The 21529-nt window shown below is 74.1% G+C and carries 17 protein-coding genes; 14 read left to right on the top strand and 3 right to left on the bottom strand.

Annotation, left to right across the window (positions count from 1 at the left end; all coding sequences use genetic code 11):
• The first annotated feature begins 24 nt into the window (after positions 1-24).
• From sucB to ACH4TG_RS02255, 7 genes are all read left to right on the top strand, one after another.
• Positions 25-1794, top strand: coding sequence for a 2-oxoglutarate dehydrogenase, E2 component, dihydrolipoamide succinyltransferase (sucB, locus tag ACH4TG_RS02285; RefSeq protein ID WP_398239887.1), 1770 nt, complete (start codon positions 25-27; stop codon positions 1792-1794).
• A 188-nt stretch (positions 1795-1982) separates the two neighbouring features.
• Positions 1983-2621 (top strand): GntR family transcriptional regulator, encoded by a 639-nt coding sequence (locus tag ACH4TG_RS02280; protein WP_398239885.1) that lies wholly within the window; start codon positions 1983-1985, stop codon positions 2619-2621.
• Positions 2622-2865: 244 nt separating this feature from the next.
• Positions 2866-5610, top strand: a complete 2745-nt coding sequence (gene aceE / locus ACH4TG_RS02275) for a pyruvate dehydrogenase (acetyl-transferring), homodimeric type (protein ID WP_398239883.1) — start codon at positions 2866-2868, stop codon at positions 5608-5610.
• A gap of 184 nt (positions 5611-5794) precedes the next feature.
• Positions 5795-6793, top strand: a complete 999-nt coding sequence (locus ACH4TG_RS02270; protein WP_398239881.1) for a GNAT family N-acetyltransferase — start codon at positions 5795-5797, stop codon at positions 6791-6793.
• Positions 6794-6877: 84 nt separating this feature from the next.
• On the top strand, positions 6878-7390 hold the full coding sequence (locus ACH4TG_RS02265) for a DUF4240 domain-containing protein (protein WP_398240464.1): 513 nt from the start codon (positions 6878-6880) through the stop codon (positions 7388-7390).
• 52 nt (positions 7391-7442) lie between these two features.
• Positions 7443-8339 carry a TIGR01777 family oxidoreductase gene (locus tag ACH4TG_RS02260; protein WP_398239879.1) on the top strand — a complete coding sequence of 299 codons (897 nt, stop codon included), beginning with the start codon at positions 7443-7445 and terminating at the stop codon, positions 8337-8339.
• A 139-nt stretch (positions 8340-8478) separates the two neighbouring features.
• The gene (locus ACH4TG_RS02255; RefSeq protein ID WP_398239877.1) at positions 8479-9789 is read left to right on the top strand and encodes an NAD(P)/FAD-dependent oxidoreductase; all 1311 of its coding nucleotides are present in this window, start codon (positions 8479-8481) and stop codon (positions 9787-9789) included.
• Between the two features lie 458 nt (positions 9790-10247).
• On the opposite strand, the gene ACH4TG_RS02250 is transcribed toward ACH4TG_RS02255, so the two are convergent.
• Complete coding sequence (locus ACH4TG_RS02250) at positions 10248-12182, bottom strand: regulator (RefSeq protein WP_398239875.1); 1935 nt, start codon at positions 12180-12182, stop codon at positions 10248-10250.
• 261 nt (positions 12183-12443) lie between these two features.
• Here ACH4TG_RS02250 and lipB point away from each other — a divergent pair, with 261 nt between their 5' ends.
• The 4 genes from lipB to ACH4TG_RS02230 all read left to right on the top strand — a co-directional run bounded on the left by lipB (position 12444) and on the right by ACH4TG_RS02230 (position 15384).
• A complete protein-coding gene (lipB, locus tag ACH4TG_RS02245) occupies positions 12444-13223 on the top strand; it encodes a lipoyl(octanoyl) transferase LipB (protein WP_398239873.1) in 780 nt (259 codons plus the stop codon).
• Positions 13224-13298: 75 nt separating this feature from the next.
• Positions 13299-14267, top strand: coding sequence for a lipoyl synthase (lipA, locus tag ACH4TG_RS02240; RefSeq protein ID WP_398239872.1), 969 nt, complete (start codon positions 13299-13301; stop codon positions 14265-14267).
• A 147-nt stretch (positions 14268-14414) separates the two neighbouring features.
• Complete coding sequence (locus ACH4TG_RS02235) at positions 14415-14639, top strand: hypothetical protein (RefSeq protein WP_398239870.1); 225 nt, start codon at positions 14415-14417, stop codon at positions 14637-14639.
• 64 nt (positions 14640-14703) lie between these two features.
• Entirely contained in the window at positions 14704-15384 is a 681-nt protein-coding gene (locus tag ACH4TG_RS02230) for a DUF4191 domain-containing protein (RefSeq protein WP_398239868.1), read from the top strand.
• A 116-nt stretch (positions 15385-15500) separates the two neighbouring features.
• Here the strand turns inward: ACH4TG_RS02230 and ACH4TG_RS02225 are convergent, their stop codons facing one another.
• Positions 15501-15968, bottom strand: a complete 468-nt coding sequence (locus ACH4TG_RS02225; RefSeq protein ID WP_398239866.1) for an RDD family protein — start codon at positions 15966-15968, stop codon at positions 15501-15503.
• A 234-nt stretch (positions 15969-16202) separates the two neighbouring features.
• Here ACH4TG_RS02225 and glnA point away from each other — a divergent pair, with 234 nt between their 5' ends.
• Entirely contained in the window at positions 16203-17612 is a 1410-nt protein-coding gene (gene glnA, locus ACH4TG_RS02220; protein ID WP_398239864.1) for a type I glutamate--ammonia ligase, read from the top strand.
• Positions 17613-17770: 158 nt separating this feature from the next.
• The gene (locus ACH4TG_RS02215) at positions 17771-18640 is read left to right on the top strand and encodes an Fpg/Nei family DNA glycosylase (protein ID WP_398239862.1); all 870 of its coding nucleotides are present in this window, start codon (positions 17771-17773) and stop codon (positions 18638-18640) included.
• 244 nt (positions 18641-18884) lie between these two features.
• On the opposite strand, the gene ACH4TG_RS02210 is transcribed toward ACH4TG_RS02215, so the two are convergent.
• The gene (locus tag ACH4TG_RS02210) at positions 18885-19580 is read right to left on the bottom strand and encodes a type 1 glutamine amidotransferase domain-containing protein (protein ID WP_398239860.1); all 696 of its coding nucleotides are present in this window, start codon (positions 19578-19580) and stop codon (positions 18885-18887) included.
• A 322-nt stretch (positions 19581-19902) separates the two neighbouring features.
• Here ACH4TG_RS02210 and ACH4TG_RS02205 point away from each other — a divergent pair, with 322 nt between their 5' ends.
• Positions 19903-21444, top strand: a complete 1542-nt coding sequence (locus ACH4TG_RS02205; RefSeq protein WP_398239858.1) for a PstS family phosphate ABC transporter substrate-binding protein — start codon at positions 19903-19905, stop codon at positions 21442-21444.
• Positions 21445-21529: the final 85 nt, after the last annotated feature.

Below are 21529 nucleotides of genomic sequence, written 5' to 3'. Positions count from 1 at the left end.
GATCCGTGAGGAGCAACCGCAACCATGGCGGTTTCCGTAACCCTGCCGGCGCTCGGCGAGAGCGTGACCGAGGGCACCGTCACCCGCTGGCTGAAGGCCGAAGGTGAGCACGTCGAGGCCGACGAGCCGCTGCTCGAGGTCTCGACCGACAAGGTCGACACCGAGATCCCGTCCCCCGCGTCCGGCGTGCTCGCGTCCATCAAGGTCGCCGAGGACGAGACGGTCGAGGTCGGCGCCGAGCTGGCCGTGATCGACGACGGCAGCGGCGCGCCCGCCGCCGCTCCGGCCCCGGCCGCGCAGGCCGCGCCTGCCCCCGCCGCTCCGGCGCCGGCCGCTCCGGCCCAGGCCGCGGCCCCCGCGCCGGCTCCAGCCGCGCCCGCCCCGGCTCCGGCCGCCGCCCCCGCGGGCGGTGCGTCCGGCACCGACGTGCTGCTGCCGGCGCTCGGCGAGTCCGTCACCGAGGGCACCGTCACCCGCTGGCTGAAGGCGGTCGGCGAGTCGGTCGAGGCCGACGAGCCGCTGCTGGAGGTCTCGACCGACAAGGTCGACACCGAGATCCCGTCGCCGGTCGCCGGCACCCTGCTGGAGATCCTGGTCCAGGAGGACGAGACGACCGAGGTCGGCGGCCGGCTGGCCGTCATCGGCGCCGCCGGTGCCGCGCCCGCCGCCGCCCCGGCTCCGGCCGCGCCCGCCCCGGCGCCCGCGGCTCCCGCCCCGGCTCCGGCCCCGGCGGCTCCCGCCCCTGCTCCGGCCGCTCCGGCGCCGGCTCCCGCTCCGGTGGCCGCCCCGGCTCCGGTCGCGCCCGCGCCCGCCCCGGCCGCTCCGGCTCCGGTGGCCCCGGCCGCTCCGGCGCCCGCGGCGACCGCCCCGGTCGACGAGGGCGCGTACGTCACGCCGCTGGTCCGCAAGCTCGCCGCCGAGAACGGCGTGAGCCTGGCCTCGGTGCGCGGCACCGGTGTCGGCGGCCGGATCCGCAAGCAGGACGTGCTGGCCGCCGCCGAGGCCGCGAAGGCCGCCGCCCCGGCCCAGGCCGCTCCGGCCGCCGCCCCGAAGGCGGCGCCCGCGGTGTCCCCGCTGCGCGGCCAGACGGTCAAGATGACCCGGATGCGCAAGGTCATCGGCGACAACATGATGAAGGCCCTGCACTCGCAGGCGCAGCTGACCACCGTGGTCGAGGTGGACGTCACCCGGATCATGCGGCTGCGCGCGCAGGCCAAGGACTCCTTCCTGGCCCGCGAGGGCGTCAAGCTGTCGCCGATGCCGTTCTTCGTCAAGGCGGCCGCCCAGGCGCTCAAGGCCCACCCGGTGATCAACGCCCGCATCAACGAGGACGAGGGCACGATCACCTACTTCGACTCCGAGAACATCGGGATCGCGGTGGACTCCGAGAAGGGCCTGATGACCCCGGTCATCAAGGGCGCGGGCGACCTGAACATCGCCGGGATCGCGAAGAAGACCGCCGAGCTGGCGGGCAACGTCCGGTCCAACAAGATCACCCCGGACGACCTGGCCGGTGCGACCTTCACCATCAGCAACACCGGCTCGCGCGGTGCGCTGTTCGACACGGTGATCGTCCCGCCGAACCAGGCCGCGATCCTCGGCATCGGCGCGACCGTCAAGCGCCCGGTGGTCGTGGAGACCCCCGAGGGCACGGTCATCGGCGTCCGCGACATGACGTACCTGTCGCTCTCCTACGACCACCGGCTGGTGGACGGTGCCGACGCGGCCCGCTACCTGACCGCGGTCAAGGAGATCCTGGAAGCAGGCGAGTTCGAGGTCGAGCTGGGTCTCTGACCTCCCGGCCGCACGCCCGCCCACCGGCACCGGCGCCCCCGTCCCGACACCTCGGGGCGGGGGCGCCGTCGTCGGCGGGAGGCGGGTGTGCGGAGGAAGTGCGAAGGAAGTCCGGCCATCAAGCGGAGTCACGCTTGCCGCCACGCCGTATCGTCTATGTCACGCACCGCGCGAAGGAGTGCACCGTGATGGCCTCAGCCGCCTCTCCCAACCTGATCGTGCACAGCCTGCGCGAGCAGATCCGCGAGCACATCCTCGAAGGGATCGTCAGCGGGCGGTGGAAGCCCGGCGAGCGCATCGTGGAGCGGCGGATCGCGGCCGAGCTGCAGGTCAGCCAGACGCCGGTGCGCGAGGCGCTGCGCGAGCTGGAGAGCCTGCGGCTGATCGAGTCGGCGCCGAACAAGGGCGTGCGGGTGCGCGGCCTGACCGCGGCCGACCTCAAGGAGAGCTATCCGGTGCGGGCCGGCCTGGAGCAGGTCGCGGCGGAGCTGGCCGCCGAGCGGCTGGCCGAGGACCCCTCGGCACTGGAGCGGGAGGTCGCCGCGCTGCAGCAGGCCGACGCCCTGCTGGACGGCGAGGCCCAGGTGCGGCACACCGTGGCGTTCCACCAGGAGCTGGTGCGCGCCGCCGACAACGCCGTGCTGACGCACGCCTGGCAGGCGCTGGGCATCGAGGTGTGGACCACGCTGTCGATCCGCTGGCTGAGCCCGGCGCCGCGGGCGTACGCCACCGAGCACCAGGAGATCGTGGACGCCTTCGTCCGCCGGGACCCGGCGATCTGCACGATCGTCAAGGAGCACGTGCTCAGCTGCGCCCCGCAGGTCTGACCCCGGACGGCCCGCCGGGCCGTCCGGCTGAAGGCGGCCGGACCCCGTCGGCCGCGGTTTCCAAGGCGGCACCCGCCTGACACCGCGTGCCCCCAAGGCTGGCACCCCGTGCCGACTTTTCTTTTCCAGGCCGGAAAGCATTGATCGATCATCGATCGCAGGGTTATCGTCGACATCCGGGGAGCAACCTGTCGTGCCGACATGCCCTTCCCCACCCCTCCCTCCGTTCGGAAGGCGGCCACCCATGCCCGACGCCGTACGACCCACACGGCCGAGCCAGCTCGACCAGATCCCCGACCGGGACTCCGAGGAGACCGCGGAGTGGCGCGCGTCCGTTGACGCGGTCACCCAGGCAGCGGGGCCGCACCGGGCCGCGTACCTGATGCGGCGGACCTACGAGTACGCGGCGGAAGCGGCCGGCGCGGCGGGATCCCCCGCCGGCGCGGTGCTGCCCCCGCTGCTCGAGACCGAGTACCTCAACACGATCCCGACCGCCGCCGAGCCCGCCTATCCGGGCGACGAGGCGATGGAGGCCAGGATCACCGCCTGGAACCGGTGGAACGCCGCGGCGATGGTGACCCGCGGCAGCCGGCTGGGCCTCGGCGGCCACATCGCCACCTTCGCGTCGGCGGCCTGGCTGTACGAGACCGGCTTCCAGCACTTCTTCCACGGGAAGGAGGGCGACGGCTCCGGCGACCAGCTCTACATCCAGGGCCACGCCTCCCCCGGCATCTACGCCCGCGCGTTCCTCGACGGACGGCTCTCCGAGGCCCAGCTGGACCGCTTCCGGCAGGAGGCCGGCGGCGACGGCCTGCCCTCGTACCCGCACCCGCGGCGGCTGCCGTGGCTGTGGGAGTTCCCCACCGTCTCGATGGGCCTCGGCCCGCTGTCGGCGATCTACCAGGCGCGCTTCAACCGCTACCTGGAGCACCGCGGCATCAAGGACACCTCGGACTCGCACGTCTGGGCGTTCCTCGGCGACGGCGAGATGGACGAGCCGGAGTCCACCGCGGCACTGGCGCTGGCCGCCCGCGAGGGCCTGGACAACCTCACGTTCGTCATCAACTGCAACCTGCAGCGGCTCGACGGCCCGGTCCGCCCGAACTTCAAGATCGTGCAGGAGCTGGAGGCCCAGTTCCGCGCCGCGGGCTGGAACGTCGTCAAGTCCCTGTGGGGTGTCGCCTGGGACGAGGTGTTCGCCCAGGACACCGACGGCGCGCTGATCGGCCGCCTGCGGCAGACCCCGGACGCGCAGTTCCAGACCTACGCCACCCGGGACGCGGCCTACATCCGCGACCACTTCTTCGGCGGCGACCCCGCGCTGCGCGCGATAGCGGCCGGGCTCAGCGACGCCAAGCTGCTGGAGCTGTTCCAGACCTCGCGCGCCGGCCACGAGCCGCGCAAGGTGTACGCGGCCTACCGCGCGGCGCTGGACCACAAGGGCGCCCCGACGGTGGTCCTCGCGCAGACGGTGAAGGGCTACACGCTCGGCGCCGGCTTCGAGTCGCGCAACGCCAACCACCAGATGAAGAAGCTCACGGCCGCGCAGTTCCGCACGATGCGCGACCTGCTGGAGCTGCCCATCCCGGACAGCGCGCTGGACGCCGACGTCGTCCCGTACTGGCACCCCGGCGAGAACTCGCCCGAGGCGAAGTACCTGCGCGAGCGGCGCGCCGCGCTCGGCGGTCCCGCGCCGGCCCGCAAGGTGGCGCCGGTCGCGCTGCCGATGCCCGGCGACAAGCCGTTCACCGCGCTGCAGAAGGGCTCCGGCGGCCAGGAGATCGCCACCACGATGGCGTTCGTCCGGCTGGTCAAGGACCTGATGCGGGAGAAGGAGACCGGCCGGCGCTGGGTGCCCGTGGTGCCCGACGAGGCCCGCACCTTCGGCATGGAGTCGCTGTTCCCGTCCGCGGGCCTGTACTCCCCCAAGGGCCAGACGTACGACCCGGTCGACCGCGACCAGCTGCTGTACTACAAGGAGGCGAAGGACGGCCAGATCCTCAACGAGGGGATCACCGAGGCCGGTTCGCTCGCCGACTTCACGGCCGCGGCGACGTCGTACGCCACCCACGGCGAGCCGATGATCCCGTTCTACATCTTCTACTCGATGTTCGGCTGGCAGCGGACGGGCGACCAGTTCTGGGCGCTCGCCGACCAGCTGGGCCGCGGGTTCGTGATCGGCGCGACCGCCGGCCGCACCACGATGACCGGTGAGGGCCTGCAGCACGCCGACGGCCACTCGCACCTGCTGGCGTCCACCAACCCGGCGGCGCTCTCCTACGACCCGGCGTTCGCGTTCGAGGTCGCGGTGATCGTCCGCGAGGGCCTGCGCCGGATGTACGGGCCCGCGCCCGAGGGCCAGGAGGGCGTGGACGGCGAGGACGGCGAGGACAAGGACGTCTTCTACTACCTGACGGTCTACAACGAGCCGAAGGTCCAGCCGGCCATGCCCGAGGGCGTGGAGGAGGGCATCATCAAGGGCCTGTACCGCTACCAGCGGGCGGCCGACGCGGTGAGCACGCCCGCCGACGCGCCGCAGGCGCAGCTGCTGGCCTCCGGCACCGCCGTCCACTGGGCGCTGGAAGCCCAGCGGCTGCTGGCCGAGGACTGGGGTGTGGCCGCCGACGTGTGGTCCGCACCGTCCTGGACGGAGCTGCGCCGCGACGCGATGGAGTGCGACGCGGCCCGGCTGCGCGGCGAGGAGCGGGTGCCGTACGTGACCCGTGCGCTGGCCGGGGCGCCCGGCCCGGTCGTCGCGGTCAGCGACTGGATGCGGGCGGTGCCCGACCAGATCGCCCCGTGGGTGGAGCAGGACTGGACGTCGGTGGGCACCGACGGGTTCGGCCTGTCCGACACCCGTGACGCGGCCCGCCGCCACTTCGGCGTCGACCCGCAGTCCGTGGTCGTGCAGGCACTCGGTGCCCTGGCCCGGCGCGGCGAGGTCAAACCGGAGACGGTGAAGAAGGCCGTGGAGAAGTACGGCCTCTGAGCGGTACCGGACGGTGCCGCGCCCGTGAACGCAGGGCGCGGCACCGTCCTGCGCGCGTGTCCCGCGGGTCGCCACCCGCGGCATCCGCGCTCCCGGGTGACCCGTGCGTTCGGCTGGAAAGCAGCCAATCTACCGGCCGGAAAGGGATTGCAGGCCGCTCCGTCCAGCGGCTACGTTCCCCCGGATGCCTGCCAACCCGCTTCCGCTGACGGAGCCCACCGCCGCGGACTTCCGCGCCTGGCACCGGGTGCAGTCCGCCGCGCTCGCCCACGATCGGCCGGGCGAGCCGGTCCCGACGCAGGACGACGTGCGGGCGCGGCTGACCGAACCGGTCGCCGACAGCAGGCTGGTGCTGTGGCTGGTGCGCGGCGCCGGCGAGGAGGCGGTGGCCACCGCGACCCTGCGGCTGTTCTCGCAACCGGCCCGCAGCGACGTCGCCGAGGTGGAGATGACCGTCCATCCCGCGCACCGCCGGATGGGCGCGGGCTCCCGGCTGCTGTTCACGGTCACCGAGGCGGCCCGCGCGGCGGGCTGCCGCAGCATGGTCACCGAGGTGATGGCCGGCACGTCCGGCGAGGGCTTCCTGGCCACCCGCGACTTCCGGCCGGTGACCCGGCTGACCTGGCTGCGGCTGGCGATGGACGAGGTCCCCGAGCGGATCCACAAACTGCCCGACGTACCGCACGCCGGCTACCGGCTGGCGGGCTGGGAGGGAGGCGCCGTGCCGGACGGGCTCGCCGCCTCGTTCGCCCGCGCCCGGCAGGACACGGCCGGCCCGTCCGCGGGCGGCCGGGACGCCGCCGACGCGCCCTGGGCCGAGGCCCGGGTCCGGGAGGCCGCAGAGGCCGTCGCCCGGCACGGCGACCACCTGCTGGCGGTCGCCGCGGTCTGCGAGGTGGACGGCGAGGTGGCCGGTTACACCGAACTCGTGGTGCCCGCCGCCCGGTCGGGCCGCGCCCGCCAGTACGACACCGCCGTGCTGCCGGCGCACCGCGGCCACGGTCTCGGCCTGTGGCTGAAGGCGGCGATGCTGCGGCGGGTCCGGGCCGAGCACCCGCTGATCACCGAGGTCCTGGCGGACACCGCCGACGAGAACCGGCACATGCTCGCCGTCAACACCGCCCTCGGTTACCGGCCGCAGCGCCGCACGGTGCGCTTCCGGCTGGAGCTGCGCCGGCGCTGACGCTCCGCCGGAACGTAACGACACGGGCGCATCCGGGCCGCTCCGCGTGCGGCGCGCCTCCCGTTTCGGGAAGCTGGACGCGTGATGGACGAGACGGAGTTCTGGGAGATCGTCGACAGCGCACGCGAGGCCGCGGAGGACGATCCCGAGGAGCAGGCCGACCTGGTCGTCGAGCGGCTGGCACAGCTCGACCCGGAGGCCGTGCTGGACTTCGCGCGGCACTTCGAGACGCGGTTCGCCCGGGCCTTCCGCTGGGACCTGTGGGGGGCGGCCGACATCATGCTGGGCGGCGCGGACGAGGAGTCGTTCGACTTCTTCCGCTGCTGGCTCATCGGCCAGGGCCGGCACGTCTTCGAGGGCGCGCTCGCGGACCCCGATGATCTGGCGTTCCTGGCCCCGGAGTTCGACCCGGAGACCGACGGCGACGCGGAGGACCTGGGGTACGCGTCGGACGAGGCGTACGAGCAGCTCACCGGCGTGCGGCTGCCCGACCTCGAACTCCCGCGCCAGGCGGCCCCGGAGGGCGAGCGGATCGACTTCGACGACGAGGCGGCGATGGCGGCCCGCTACCCGCACCTCTGGTCCCGCTTCGGCTGACGCCCTGGTGGGTTGCCCGGCCGCCCCGCCCGTGGCGCGGCAAGATGGGGGCATGCGGATTGCGGTGAGCGGGGCCGGCGGGCTGATCGGCGGGGCGCTGGCGGCGGACCTGGCCGAGGACGGCCACGAGGTGGTGCGCCTGGTGCGGCATGCCCCGAAGAAGGCCGGAGAGGTGCGGTGGGACCCCGACGCCGGGACCGTCGACGTCGAGGGCCTGGCCGGCTGCGAGGCCGTCGTCCACCTGGCCGGCGCCTCCGTCGGCTCGCGCCGGTGGACCGAGGCCCGCAAGAAGGTGCTGCGGGACAGCCGGGTGAAGGGCACCGCCGCGGTGGCCCGCGCCGCCGCGTCCCTGCCCACTCCGCCGTCGGTCCTGGTCTGCGGCAGCGCCATCGGGTACTACGGCGACACCGGCGACCGCTGGGTGGACGAGGACGGCGGCCGGGGCGAGGGGTTCCTCGCCGACCTGGTGGCCGAGTGGGAGGCCGCGGCCGACCCGGCCCGGGACGCCGGCATCCGCACCGTGCACGCCCGTACCGGCCTGGTCGTGGCGCGGACCGGCGGCGCCTGGGCTCCCCTGTTCCCGATCTTCCGGGCCGGCCTCGGCGGCCGCCTGGGCAGCGGCGACCAGTACTGGAGCTACATCTCGCTGGCCGACGAGATCGCCGCCCTGCGCTTCCTCGTCGACACCCCGGACCTGTCGGGGCCGGTCAACCTCACCGCGCCCGAACCGCTGACGAACCGTGAGATCACCCGCACCATGGGCCGGGTACTGCGCCGCCCGACGCTGGCGACGGTGCCCGCGCCGGTACTGCGCGCCGCGCTCGGCGAGTTCGCCGGCGACGTGCTCGGCAGCCAGCGGGTACGGCCGCGGCGGCTGCTCGACGCCGGCTTCTCCTTCGCGCAGCCGGAGATCGAAGAGGCCATCAGGGCCGCGCTGTCCGCACCCTGACGGCGGGAAGTCCGGAAACGTCGGGTCGGTCCCGCATCGTTTGCCTTTGTTGGGGGCATGACCCCTACCAGCGTCGGCGGCGCTCCAGGCATACCTCCGGCGCGAGCGGGGAACGGACCCGATCTCCGGGAGGGGCATCGTGCTCTCACCAGCACGCGGGCAACGGGCGGTGACCGCCGCGGACGTGATCGTGATCGGTGCGGGACTCGCCGGGCTGGCAGCGGCCCGGCATCTGGTGGACGGCGGCCTGACGGTCACCGTCCTGGAGGCCGCGGACCGGGTCGGCGGCCGGATGGCCACCGACACGGTGGACGGCTTCCGGCTGGACCGCGGCCCGCAACTGCTCAACACCTCTTTCCCCGAGCTGCATCGCAGCGCGGCGCTGCGCGGCCTGCCGCTGGCACCGGTCGCGCCCGGCGTGGTGCTGCGCGGCGCGGGCCGCGGCTACCGGGTCGGCGATCCGCGCGGCATGCGGGTGGCGTTCAGCTCCGCCCGCGCGCCGATCGGCTCCGCGCTGGACAAGGCCAGGCTCGGCGCGACCCTCAACCGCCTCGCCGGCACTCCGGCGACCCGCCTCGGCGCGCGCCCCGAGACGACCGCCGCGCAGGCGCTCAACGCGCGCGGCTTCGCCCCGCGCACGGTCGAGGGGTTCCTGCGGCCGCTGCTGGCCGCGCTGCTGTGCGACCCGGAACTCGGCACGTCCAGCCGGGTCGCGGACCTGGCACTGCGGGCGTTCGCCCGCGGCCGCACGTGCCTGCCCACGGGCGGCGCGGCGCGCGTCCCGGAGCGGCTGGCGGCGGCGCTGCCGCCGGGCACCGTGCGGCTGGGCACGCGCGCGACCCGGGTCGCGGTGAACGCGGTGCTGACCGAGGACGGCGGCGAACTCCCGTGCCGGGCCGTGGTCGTGGCCACCGACGCGCGGTCGGCGTGCGCCCTGCTGCCGGGCCTGCGGATGCCGGCCTTCCACCAGGTGACGGTGGTTCACCACGCGGCGCCGGCCGCACCGGTGCGCGAGCCGGTCCTGGTGCTGGACGCGGACCGGCTGGGCCCGGTCTCGCACACCCTGCCGGCCAGCGCGGTCGACCCGACCCGCGCCCCGGCCGGCCGGGCCCTGGTCAGCTCGGTGGTGCTCGGGCCGCCCCCGGACGGCGAGGACGACAAGTCGATCCGCGCACACCTGGCCGAGCTGTACGACACCTCGACCGAGCGCTGGGAGCTGCTGGCCCTGCACACCGATCCCGACGCGGTGCCGGCCATGCCCGCGCCGCACGACCTGCGGCGGCCGGTGCGGGTGCTTTCGGGTCTGTACGTGTGCGGGGATCATCGCGACACCAGTTCCGTCCAGGGCGCCCTCCAGTCCGCCCGGCGGGCCGCCGGGGCCGTCCTGCGCGACATGGGCCTCGGCGGCCCGGCCCGCACCACGGAGGAGGGCACCGGCACCGCCGCCTAGCCCCCTCGGCGGCGCGCCCCCCGACCTCCCTCAGCCCCCTCCGTCCCCGTGGGCAGCCTCCGCCCCCGCGGGGGCGCGGGGAACTGCGTGCTCAGCCACGCACCGGCCGTGCGACGGCGACGCCCCGCACGGGGCAGGGCGTGCCCCGCAAGGGGCGCGGGGAACTGCGCGACCAGCCAGCGCGGCGCCGCGGGTCGCCACCGCCCCGAAGGGGCAGATCAGTCCGCTCCGGACCACCGGCCGGTGGCCGGTTGCTCGCGCTGGGGGCACCTCCCAGGCGCAGCTCTGGGGGACCTCGCGCCCCTGACGGGGCGCACCCGCCGTGCGGACAGCCCGCCACCGCGTTGGCTGAGCGCGCAGTTCCCCGCGCGCCTGACGGGGCGCACCCCGCCGTGCGGACGGCGGGCCACCGTCGTGGCTGGGCGCGGCACCGGGGCCGTCCGCCGGAGGACGGGAGCTCAGGGGGAGCCGGTGGGGCGGAGGGCCGTGAGACGGTCGCGGAAAGCACGGACAGCCGTGGTGTCCCGGTACGGCTCGAGCCGCCGCCCGAAGTCCCGCACGTACTCCGCCGCACGAGCCGACCGCAAATCACCCGCGGCCCGCACCGCCTCGTACCCGTGCGAGCAGGCCGCCTCGACCTCGCCCAACCCGAGCCGGGCGCTCGCGAGCACCGTGCGGCAGAACAGCCGGCTGCGCGCGTACCCGGGCCCGCGCAACTGCAGCGACCGCTCGGCATGCTGCACCGCCTGCCGCCACTGCTGCAGATCGCGGTGGCAGTGCGCGAACTCGTCGGCGAGCTGCGCCTCGTCGAAGAACCGGGCCCAGGGCGGCACTTCGTCGCCGGCCCGCGCGACGCCCAGCGCGCGCTCGGCCCGGGACAGCGCCGCCGTGCACGCCCGGCCCTCGCCGAGCACCCCGTGCCCGCGTGCCTCGGCGGCGTGCAGCAGCGCCTGGACGGTGTGCGGGGCGCCCGTGCCGACGCCCTGCTGGGCGACCCTGGCGAGCTGGACGGCCTCCCGCCCGTGCCCGAGGTAGACCGCCTGGCGGCTCATCGTCACCAGGACGTACGCGCCGTAGGCCCGGTCCCCCGCGGCCTGAGCGAGGCGCAGCGCCTGGACGAAGTACCGCTGGGCCAGACCGTGCGCGCCGATGTCGTAGGACGTCCAGCCGGCGAGCCGGGTGAGGTCGGCGACGGACGCGAACAGCCGGAGGCCGAGCGCCTCGCCGTAGCTGCCGCGCAGCATCGGCTCGGCCTCGTGCTCCAGGTAGCGCACCAGGGCCTGGCGGGCGTGCCCGCCGCCGTAGGCGTGGTCGAGCGCGCGGAACAGCTCGCCGACGGCGCCGACGGCCGCGACGTCGCCGCCGCCCACCCGCGTGGCGCCGGCCCCGCCGGCCCTGGCCGGATCGGCGGGCGGGACGGCCGCGGCGGGCTCCGGCTCCCTGCCGCCGCGCGGGCCGCGGGACTGCTCCGGCACCCGGGTCGGGGCGCCCGGCCGCTGCGCCCGTGCCGCGGACGCGGGAGACGCGGGGGACGCCACCGTCTCGTCGGCCCGCCCGATCAGCCAGTCCCGGCTCGGCACCACCAGCCCCGCCGGGGTGAACGCGATCCTCCGCAGCTCCGTCTGGTTGCCGGTGTCCTTGCGCCACAGCCCGCTGACGATGTCGACCGCCTCCAGCGGCGTGGCGGCGTACTCCAGCCCGGCGTAGACCGGCGCGCAGGCGTCGAGGCCGAGGTCCTGCGCGGACATCCGCCGCCCCAGGCGCTGGGTGAAGACCTCGGCGATCAGCGCGGGCGTGGTGCCGCGGGGCTGCTGGCCGCGCAGCCAGCGGGTGACCGAGGTCTTGTCGTAGCGCAGGTCGAGGCCGTGCTCGATGCCGAGCTGGTCGACCCGGCGGGCCAGGCCCGCGTGCGAGAAGCCCGCTTCCGTGATGAGCGCGGCGAGCCGGCGGTTGGGCCGGATCTGCCGGGCGCCGCCCGGCACGCGCGACGCGTGCGCCGCACCGTCCCCGGCTGCCGCCCCGCCGTCCGGCTCCGCCCCGTCCGGCCCTTCGGCGTCCTGGCCGGCGCTTTCCGCGCCGCCGGCGCCCCGGCCGCTGGTGTCGCGGGCCCCGACGTCCGGTCCCCCGCCGAACGGCCCCCTGCCGCCCGCGCGCGGGGCAGCCGCGCCCCGCACGCCCGGGCCGGGGGCAGCCGAACCTCTCGCGTCCGGGCCTTCGGCGGCCCGGCCGTCGCGGTCCGGGCGCGTGACGTCACGGCCTCTCGGGCCGGGGCCCTGGCCGTCCGGGCGCCCGATGTCGGGTCCGGCCGTGGCGGGGCCGGCTGCGTCCCGGCCCCCGCTGTGCGGGCCGGCCGTCAGGCGCTGGGAGATTCGCTGCGGGGCACGTTCCGTCATCGGCGGTGCGGTCCACTTCCGCTGGGAGGTCTCGGATCGGCGTGAATGTAACGGTCAGTACCCGGTCACTCACCGAACCAGCCGAACATTCCCCCGAACGAGCGACAACAACGGGTATTACCGGGTAAATCGTTGCGTTCGGGTCAAGCCGCCGTGCTAGGGGCCGCACGCGCCGGACGGCCCCGGCGCCGCCGTACAGTGAGGGAGGCGCGGAGTGAGACCCACGTCCGGCCGGGAGCTGAGGACAGCGGAGGAGTCACCGTGAGCGAGCTGCACTTCGTCCACCTGGGGTTCGGCGAGCAGGCGGTGGAGTACACCGAGGCGTGGCAGGAGCAGCGCCGGGTGCACGCGGCCCGGTTCGCGGACGAGGTGCAGGACACCTGCCTGCTGCTGGAGCACCCGCCGGTGTACACCGCGGGGCGCCGCACAGCCGACGACGAGCGGCCGCTGGACGGCACCCCCGTGGTGGACGTGGACCGCGGCGGCAAGATCACCTGGCACGGACCCGGCCAGCTGGTCGGCTACCCGATCCTGAAGCTGCCCCGCCCGGTGGACGTGGTCGCCCACGTGCGCCGGCTGGAGGAGGCGCTGATCCGGGTGGCGGCCGAGTTCGGCCTGGAGACCACCCGGGTGGAGGGCCGGTCCGGCGTGTGGGTGCTGGGCGACGCCGTCACCGGGCGCACCTCGAACGGCCTGACCCTGGACTTCGACCCGCGGCTGGCGGACGAGGAGTTCGACCCGCGGCTGAACGGCCCGGAGTACGCGCCGTCCAACGCCGGGCAGCGCGGCGAGGACCGCAAGCTGGCCGCGATCGGCATCCGCGTCGCCAAGGGCGTGACGATGCACGGCTTCGCGCTCAACTGCGACCCCGACAACACCTGGTTCGACCGGATCGTGCCGTGCGGCATCAGGGACGCCGGGGTGACGTCGCTGTCCCAGGAACTGGGCCGTCGGATCACCGTGGCCGAGGTGCTGCCGGTGGTCGAGAAGCACCTGGGCGATGTGCTCGGGGCCGCGGTGCCCCTGCCCCGCGCCGTCTAGGAATTCCGGGGCGTACCCTGGCGTTCACCGAAGAATCAAAGCCACAGGCAGAATCTCAGCTTTAGGGAGCCGGTCGTGTCCGCAGTCGCACCCGACGGACGCAAGATGCTGCGCCTGGAGGTCCGCAACAGCCAGACCCCCATCGAGCGCAAGCCCGAGTGGATCAAGACCCGGGCGAAGATGGGCCCCGAGTACACCCAGATGCAGAAACTCGTGAAGAGCGAGGGGCTGCACACCGTGTGCCAGGAGGCCGGCTGTCCCAACATCTACGAGTGCTGGGAGGACCGGGAGGCGACCTTCCTCATCGGCGGCGACCAGTGCACCCGGCGCTGCGACTTCTGCCAGATCGACACCGGCAAGCCGCAGGCGCTCGACCGTGACGAGCCGCGCCGCGTCGGCGAGTCCGTGGTCACCATGGACCTGAACTACGCCACCATCACCGGCGTCGCCCGCGACGACCTGGAGGACGGCGGCGCCTGGCTGTACGCCGAGACGGTCCGGCAGATCCACGCGATGACCGCGGAGCGGGCCGCCGGCCGCACCAAGGTCGAGCTGCTCATCCCCGACTTCAACGCCGAGCCCGCGCAGCTCGCGGAGGTCTTCGGGGCCCGCCCCGAGGTGCTCGCGCACAACGTGGAGACGGTCCCGCGGATCTTCAAGCGGATCCGCCCCGGATTCCGCTACGAGCGCTCCCTGGAGGTGATCACCCGCGCCCGCGAGGCCGGCCTGGTCACCAAGTCGAACCTGATCCTGGGCATGGGCGAGGAGCGCGAGGAGATCAGCCAGGCGCTGCAGGACCTGCACGACGCCGGCTGCGAGCTGATCACCATCACCCAGTACCTGCGCCCGTCGGTGCGGCACCACCCGGTGGAGCGGTGGGTGAAGCCGGCCGAGTTCGTTGAGCTGAAGGAGGAGGCGGAGGAGATCGGCTACGCGGGTGTCATGTCCGGCCCGCTCGTCCGCTCGTCCTACCGCGCCGGCCGGCTCTTCCAGCAGGCCGTCGACCGCCGCCAGCAGGGCGGTTCGCTCGCCACCGCCGTCTGAGACGGGGGCGGGGCGCCGTCCGGGTCCGCCGGACGGCGCCGATGCGGCTTTCATACGAGATTGACCAGATGGTCACCGGCTGGTAACACATTGTCGCGAGGCTGGTTCCGTACAGCCGTCTCACAGCTCCCGTCCGAGGGGGACGCCATGCCGTCCGAACCGATGCACTCCCCGTACGTCCGCACCCCGGTGACCCGCGGACTGCGCGCAGTCGAATCCTTTCTGCTGTCCGGTGGCCAGCAGACGGCCCGCAGGAACGCCTGGGCGGCCGTCGTGGCGGACCGGCAGCGGGCCAGGGACCGCCGGGACGCCCAGTACGAGATGGACGCCCTGACCGCCGGCCAGCGCATCTCAGGCGTCCTCCGCGACTGACCTCCCCCGGGCCGGCGCCCGGCCGCGGTGACGCCGTCCCATGCGGCCACGTATCCTTTGCCGCATGGCGAGGAAGGAAACATCCGAGAACCCTGGGCGGCTGGCACAGATCGCTCAGACCTACAAGATGACCAGGCAGGCCGATCCGAGGATCGGTCTTGTCATTGCGGCTGTGGGAATCGTCACCTTCGGTGTCGTCCTCGCCCTCGGCTTCTTGATCGGGCACCCCATTTTCGCGGGGATCCTGGGCGCACTGGTCGGCCTCCTCGCGATGGCGGTGGTCTTCGGCCGCCGCGCCGAGCGGGCGGCCTTCGGGCAGCTCGAAGGCAAGCCGGGTGCCGCCGCGGCGGTACTGCAGAACGTCGGCCGCGGCTGGACGGTCACCCCCGCGGTGAACATGAACAAGAGCCAGGACGTGGTGCACCGGGCGGTCGGCCGCGCCGGCGTGGTGCTCGTCGGCGAGGGCAACCCGAACCGGGTGAAGTCCCTGCTGGCCACCGAGAAGCGCAAGGTGGCCCGGATCGTCTACGACGTCCCGCTGCACGACTACATCGTCGGCGACGGCGAGGGCCAGCTGCCGCTGAAGAAGATCCGCGCCACGCTGCTGCGCCTGCCGCGCGCCCTGAGCGGCCCCAAGGCCACCGAGGTGAACGACCGGCTGCGCGCCATGGGCGACATGATGACCAACATGCCGATCCCGAAGGGCCCGATGCCCCGCGGCATGCGGATGCCGAAGGGCCGCTGAGCCGGGCGGTCCGCCCGCCCCGGACCACGAGAGACCCCGAAGGGGGCGCGGTGAACCGCGCCCCCTTCGTCATGCGCTCGTGCGCTCGTGCCCCGCGTGCTCGTGCGGTCCGGGGCTCAGATCCTGATCTGGACGGCCTTGGCGGCCTTGTCGTGCAGCCCCCGGGTGTCGCGGTCCCAGACCACGGCCGGGATCACCAGGACCAGCAGCAGCGTCCGCACCAGCGCGGCGCCCGGGCCCAGCCGGCCGCCGTCGGCCCTGATCACCCGCAGGCGCAGCAGCAGCTTGCCCGGGGTGGCTCCGACCAGCGCGATGCCGATGTAGGCGACGACGGCGAAGACGACGAGCGCCCAGTTCTCGGCCAGGTGGAGTTGACGGTGCGCGATCAGTCCGTATGCGATCAGCACGCAGAGGATCCAGTCGATGAAGATGGCCGCGATGCGCCGGCCCACCGGTGCGATGGATCCGGGCCCCTCCTCGGGGAGCCCGAGCCGCTCTCCGCGGTAGCCGAATTCCACGCCCATCTGCTCGGCGGCGGCCCGCGGCCCCGAGAGCCACGATCCCATTGCTTCCCTGTTGTCCACGGGACCACGGTAACCCCCCGCACGGAGCATCCGTACCGCCCGGGTACCCCCCCCGGACGGCCTCGTGCCCGGGTTCTCGTCCCCGGGGAACGGCGTCGCGGTTAACGCCGACGAAACAAATGGGTCATGCTGGAGAAATCCCTGATCCCTATGGTCGGGGCGTGTGCGCCCCCGCACTGGCCGCACCTCGATCGCCAACCCGACCCCCGGCGGGCCGGGCCTAGGAGGAGTTGGATGTTCCAGAACCCCGACGACGTCAAGAAGTTCATCTCGGACGAGGACGTCAAGTTCGTCGACGTCCGGTTCTGCGACCTGCCCGGCATCATGCAGCACTTCACGGTGCCGGTCTCGTCCTTCGACCCGTCCGAGGAGCTGGCCTTCGACGGCTCGTCCATCCGCGGCTTCCAGGCGATCCACGAGTCCGACATGGCGCTGCGCGCGGACCTCTCCACGGCCCGCGTCGACCCGTTCCGCAAGGACAAGACGCTCAACATCAACTTCTTCATCCACGACCCGATCACCGGCGAGGCGTACAGCCGCGACCCGCGGAACGTGGCGAAGAAGGCCGAGGCGTACCTCGCCTCCACCGGTATCGCGGACACCGCGTACTTCGGTCCCGAGGCCGAGTTCTACGTCTTCGACAGCGTCCGGTTCGACACCAAGTCGAACGAGTCCTTCTACCACATCGACTCCGAGGCGGGCGCCTGGAACACCGGTGCGCTGGAGGACAACCGCGGCTACAAGGTCCGCTACAAGGGCGGCTACTTCCCGGCCCCGCCGGTCGACCACTTCGCCGACCTGCGCGCCGAGATCAGCCTGGAGCTGGAGCGGAACGGCCTGCAGGTCGAGCGCCAGCACCACGAGGTCGGCACCGCCGGCCAGGCCGAGATCAACTACAAGTTCAACACCCTGCTGGCCGCGGCCGACGACCTGATGCTCTTCAAGTACATCGTGAAGAACGTCGCGTGGCGCAACGGCAAGACCGCCACCTTCATGCCCAAGCCGATCTTCGGTGACAACGGCTCCGGCATGCACGTCCACCAGTCGCTGTGGCAGGGCGGCTCGCCGCTCTTCTACGACGAGGCGGGCTACGCGGGCCTGTCCGACACCGCCCGCTACTACATCGGCGGCATCCTGCGGCACGCGCCGTCGCTGCTGGCCTTCACCAACCCGACGGTGAACTCGTACCACCGCCTGGTGCCCGGCTTCGAGGCACCGGTCAACCTGGTGTACTCGCAGCGCAACCGGTCGGCCGCGATGCGTATCCCGATCACCGGCGCCAACCCGAAGGCCAAGCGCGTCGAGTTCCGCGCCCCGGACCCGTCCTCGAACCCGTACCTGGCCTTCGCCGCGCTGCTGCTGGCCGGCCTGGACGGCGTCAAGAACAAGATCGAGCCGGCCGAGCCGATCGACAAGGACCTCTACGAGCTGGCTCCCGAGGAGCACGCGAACGTCCCCCAGGTCCCGACCTCGCTGCCCGCGGTCCTCGACGCCCTCGAGGAGGACAACGAGTACCTGCAGGCCGGCGGTGTCTTCACCGCGGACCTGATCGAGACGTGGGTCGACTTCAAGCGCACCAAGGAGATCGCCCCCATCCAGCTGCGCCCGCACCCGCACGAGTTCGAGCTGTACTTCGACGTGTGACGGGTGGCGCTGCTGCGCGACCGCGGCGGGCCGTGTCCTCCTCCGGGAGGGTGCGGCCCGCCGGCCGTTTCCGGGGGCGGTGCGGGCGCGGGCGGCCCCGGGGGGCGGATCCGTGCGGTGCGGTTGGGCGGGGCGCGGGTCGGGGGCAGACTGGGGGCATGCCCGAGATGCCGGAGGTCGAGTCGCTGAGCCGGTTCCTGGCCGAGCACCTGGTGGGGCGGAGCGTCGCGCGGGTGCAGCCGGTGGCCGTGCACGCGCTGAAGACGTACGACCCGCCGCTGAGCGCGCTGGAGGGGCGGGTCTTCGACGCGGCCGGGCGGCACGGGAAGTTCCTCGACCTGGCCGCGGGCGACCTGCACCTGGTGGTGCATCTGGCGCGGGCCGGCTGGGTGCGCTGGAAGGACCGGCTGCCGGAGGCGCCGCCGAAGCCCGGGCGCGGCCCGCTGGCGCTGCGGGTGCGGCTGGGCGACCCGGAGGACGGCGCCGGGTTCGACGTCACCGAGGCCGGCACCCAGAAGCGCCTCGCAATCTACGTGGTCCGCGACCCGCAGGAGGTGCCGGGGATCGCCCGGCTCGGCCCCGACCCGCTGGCCGCCGGCTTCACCCAGGACGCCTTCGCGGCGCTGCTGCGCGATGAGCGCCGACAGATCAAGGGCGTGCTGCGCGACCAGGGCGTGCTGGCGGGGATCGGCAACGCGTACTCCGACGAGATCCTGCACGCCGCCCGGATGTCCCCGTTCAAGCTGGCCGCCAACCTCGGCGAGGACGAGGTGGCAGCCCTGTACGCGGCGATGGGCAGCACCCTCACCGAGGCCGTCGAGCGGTCCCGCGGCCTGGCGCTGCGCGACCTGAAGGCCGAGAAGAAGTCCGGGCTGCGGGTGCACGGCCGGACGGGCGAGGCGTGCCCGGTGTGCGGCGACACGATCCGCGAGGTGTCGTTCAGCGACTCCTCGCTGCAGTACTGCCCGACCTGCCAGACCGGCGGCAAGCCGCTGGCCGACCGGCGGATGTCGCGGCTGCTGAAGTAGCGCCGCGGCGGGCGAGGTCCTCGCGGCGTGCAGGGCCCCCGGCCCGGCACCCGGCGTCCTCGGCCCGGCGAGCAGTCCCCCGGCCCACCGGGCGGCCTGCCCGGCCCGGTGGGCAGTGCCCCCAGCCCACCGCCCTCGACCCGGCACGCGGCCTGCCCGGCCCGGCGTCCTCGGCCGGACAAGCGGCCTGCCCGGCCTGGCGGGCTGACCCGCCGCACCCCCACCGTGCGAACCCCGGCTCCCCTCAGCCGAGGCGGTTGAGGAGTTCGGCCGCCACGGCCGCCGAGGATCCGGGGTTCTGCCCGGTGACCAGGGAGCGGTCGGTCACCACGAAGGACGCCCACGGCTCGCCCTCCTGGAAGTCCGCGCCCATGGCGACCAGCCGGTCCTGGAGCAGCCACGCGGCCTTCGACGCGAAGCCCGCCTGTGTCTCCTCGGCGTTGGTGAAGCCGGTGAGGCGGTAGCCGGCGAACGGGGAGGCGCCGTCGTCGTCGCGGGCCGCCAGCAGCGCGGCCGAGCCGTGGCAGACCACGCCGAGCGGCTTGCCGGAGGCCAGCGCCCGGGTGAGCAGGCGGCCGGAGGCCGCGTCGGCGGAGAGGTCCTCCATGGGGCCGTGGCCGCCGGGGTAGTACACCGCGTCGTAGTCCGCGAGGTCGGCGTCCTCGACCTTCACGGGCTGCTGCAGCGCCGTCATCGCGGCCAGCCCGGCGGCGGTGCGCGAGGCGCCGGCCGGTCCCCCGTTGAAGTCCGGCGCCAGGCTGGCCTGGTCGACCTGCGGCACGACACCGCCCGGGGTGGCCACCACGACCTCGTGCCCGGCTCCGGTGAACGCCTCGTACGGCACCACGGCCTCCTCGGCCCAGAAGCCGGTGGGGTGCCGGGTGCCGTCGGCGAGGGTCCAGTGGTCGGCGCCGGTCATCACGAACAGGATCTTTGCCATGCGGGTGGGCCTCCGGTGGGTGGCGGGAGTGGACGCGGCCGCGCCCTGTCGACCGTAGAGCGCGCGGGGCGCCGGCGGCCAAGGGGCGCGCCTGGACGGTGGCGCGCTCCCCCGCTCAGGACCAACGCCCGGGACCCGCCGCCCCTTCCGGCGGGGCACGGAGCCGGCCCGGGGCGCCGTTCCCCGTGCGCGCCCCAACGCAGGGTGAACACCTGCGGAACGCTTTCCGGGACGGGGTGTGACGCCGCGTCAGGACTCGTAGCGTGACGTTCCACCCTTCGTCGGTGGCCGACGTCGGTGTGGGTGAGAGGTGCGGGAAGTCGTGAACGTCCCCTGGGAGATCACACTCGCCGTCCTGGGTCTGGTCGTCCCCGTCGTCGCGGCGCTGTACGAGTTCGCGTTCAACGGCCGCAAGCGGCTCGGCTACCGGGTGCAGATGGACACCACGGTCACCGACCTGGTGCACTCCGAGTACGCGGGCGCCCTGCAGCAGTTGCGGCTCCAGGACGGCCGGGCGCTGGTCGACCCGTCGTTCGTGCTGCTGCGGGTGGAGAACAACGGCGTCACCAACATCGACACCGGCGACTACGCGCGGCTGGACCACGACCGGGTGGGCATCACCGTGGAGTTCCCCGGCCGCAAGGTGGCCGGCATGGTCGTCACGGAGGTCAGCGCGGACTTCCTGCGCGGCTCCTTCGACCGGGACTCCGGGCTGCGGTTCGAGGACGGCATGATCTTCCTGCCGCGGGTGCCGCTGAACCGCGGGGCGCACTACAAGGTGCTGGCGGCGCTGGAGTGCACGGACGCGCCGGACCGGGGACGGCGCACGGAGTTCGATCCGCCGCGGGTGAGCGGCGGCATCAAGGGCGGGGTGGGCAGCGGCCAGATCCAGGAGACGCGCAGCAGGACCGGCACCTCGCGGGCGGCGGTCGCGATGGTGCTGTTCCTGGCCGCGGTGATCGTCGCCCAGCTGGTGGTCTCGCTGACCAAGGACACCACCGAGGCGGCCCTGGACTGCGCGTCGGGCCGGCTGACGCTGTCGGGGTCCACGGCCTTCGCCCCGGTGCTGCGCGAGGCGTCGGCGGCGTACCACCGCAGTTGCCCGGACGCGCAGTTCACCATCACCGCGGACACCAGCGGGGTCGGCGTGGACGACCTGGACGCGGCGGGGCGCAGGGCCGGCGGGAGCACCCCGCCGGTGATCGCGTTCTCCGACGGCCCCAAGGACGCCGGCCACCCGCAGGTGCTCCAACGTCCCATGGGATTCCTGCTGTTCACGCTGGTCGTCAACAAGGACGCGGGCGTGCAGGACCTCACCGTCGAGCAGATCCGCCGGCTGTACGCGGGGAAGGTCACCAACTGGCGGCAGGTGCAGGGCAACGACGTGCCGGTGCGGCTGGTGAGCCGCGACTCGGGGTCGGGTACCCGCAGGGCGTTCGAGACCCGGCTGCTCGGCGGCACGCTGGAACCGGGCGAGAACTCCAGCGACTGCCGGACGCCGTCCGGCTGCGGCGCCGGCGGGGTGATCCGCTGCCGCCGCGGCACCACCGACGCACTGCTGGACACGGTCGCCGCCACGCCGGGCGCGCTCGGCTACAGCGAGCTGGGCTCCGCCGCCGCGCGCCGCGACCTGCTGACCGTGCGGATCGGCGGCCAGCAAGCCACGCTGGACGCCGCCGACCACCACGCCTACCCGTTCTGGGCGACCGAGTACGCCTACACCTACGGGGAGCCGCCGGCCGCCTCCCTCGCGGCGAGCTTCCTGCGCTACCTCACCAACCAGGTGGGCCAGGACATCATCCGCGCCCACGGGGACCGCCCGTGCGCGGACCTGTCCGACTCCGTGGTGTGCCGGCCGAGTTGACGCAATCCGGGTGTGCCGGGGTGCCTGCGCCCGGCGCTACCATGCCGGTGCTCCTGCACGTTCGCGCCTCATTCCCCGGGGCCGC

Source organism: Streptomyces sp. NPDC020917 (assembly GCF_044333795.1).
Lineage (GTDB): Bacteria > Actinomycetota > Actinomycetes > Streptomycetales > Streptomycetaceae > Actinacidiphila.
The sequence above is the reverse complement of the archived record's forward strand: the minus strand, read 5'-3'. Positions and strand labels throughout refer to the sequence as shown.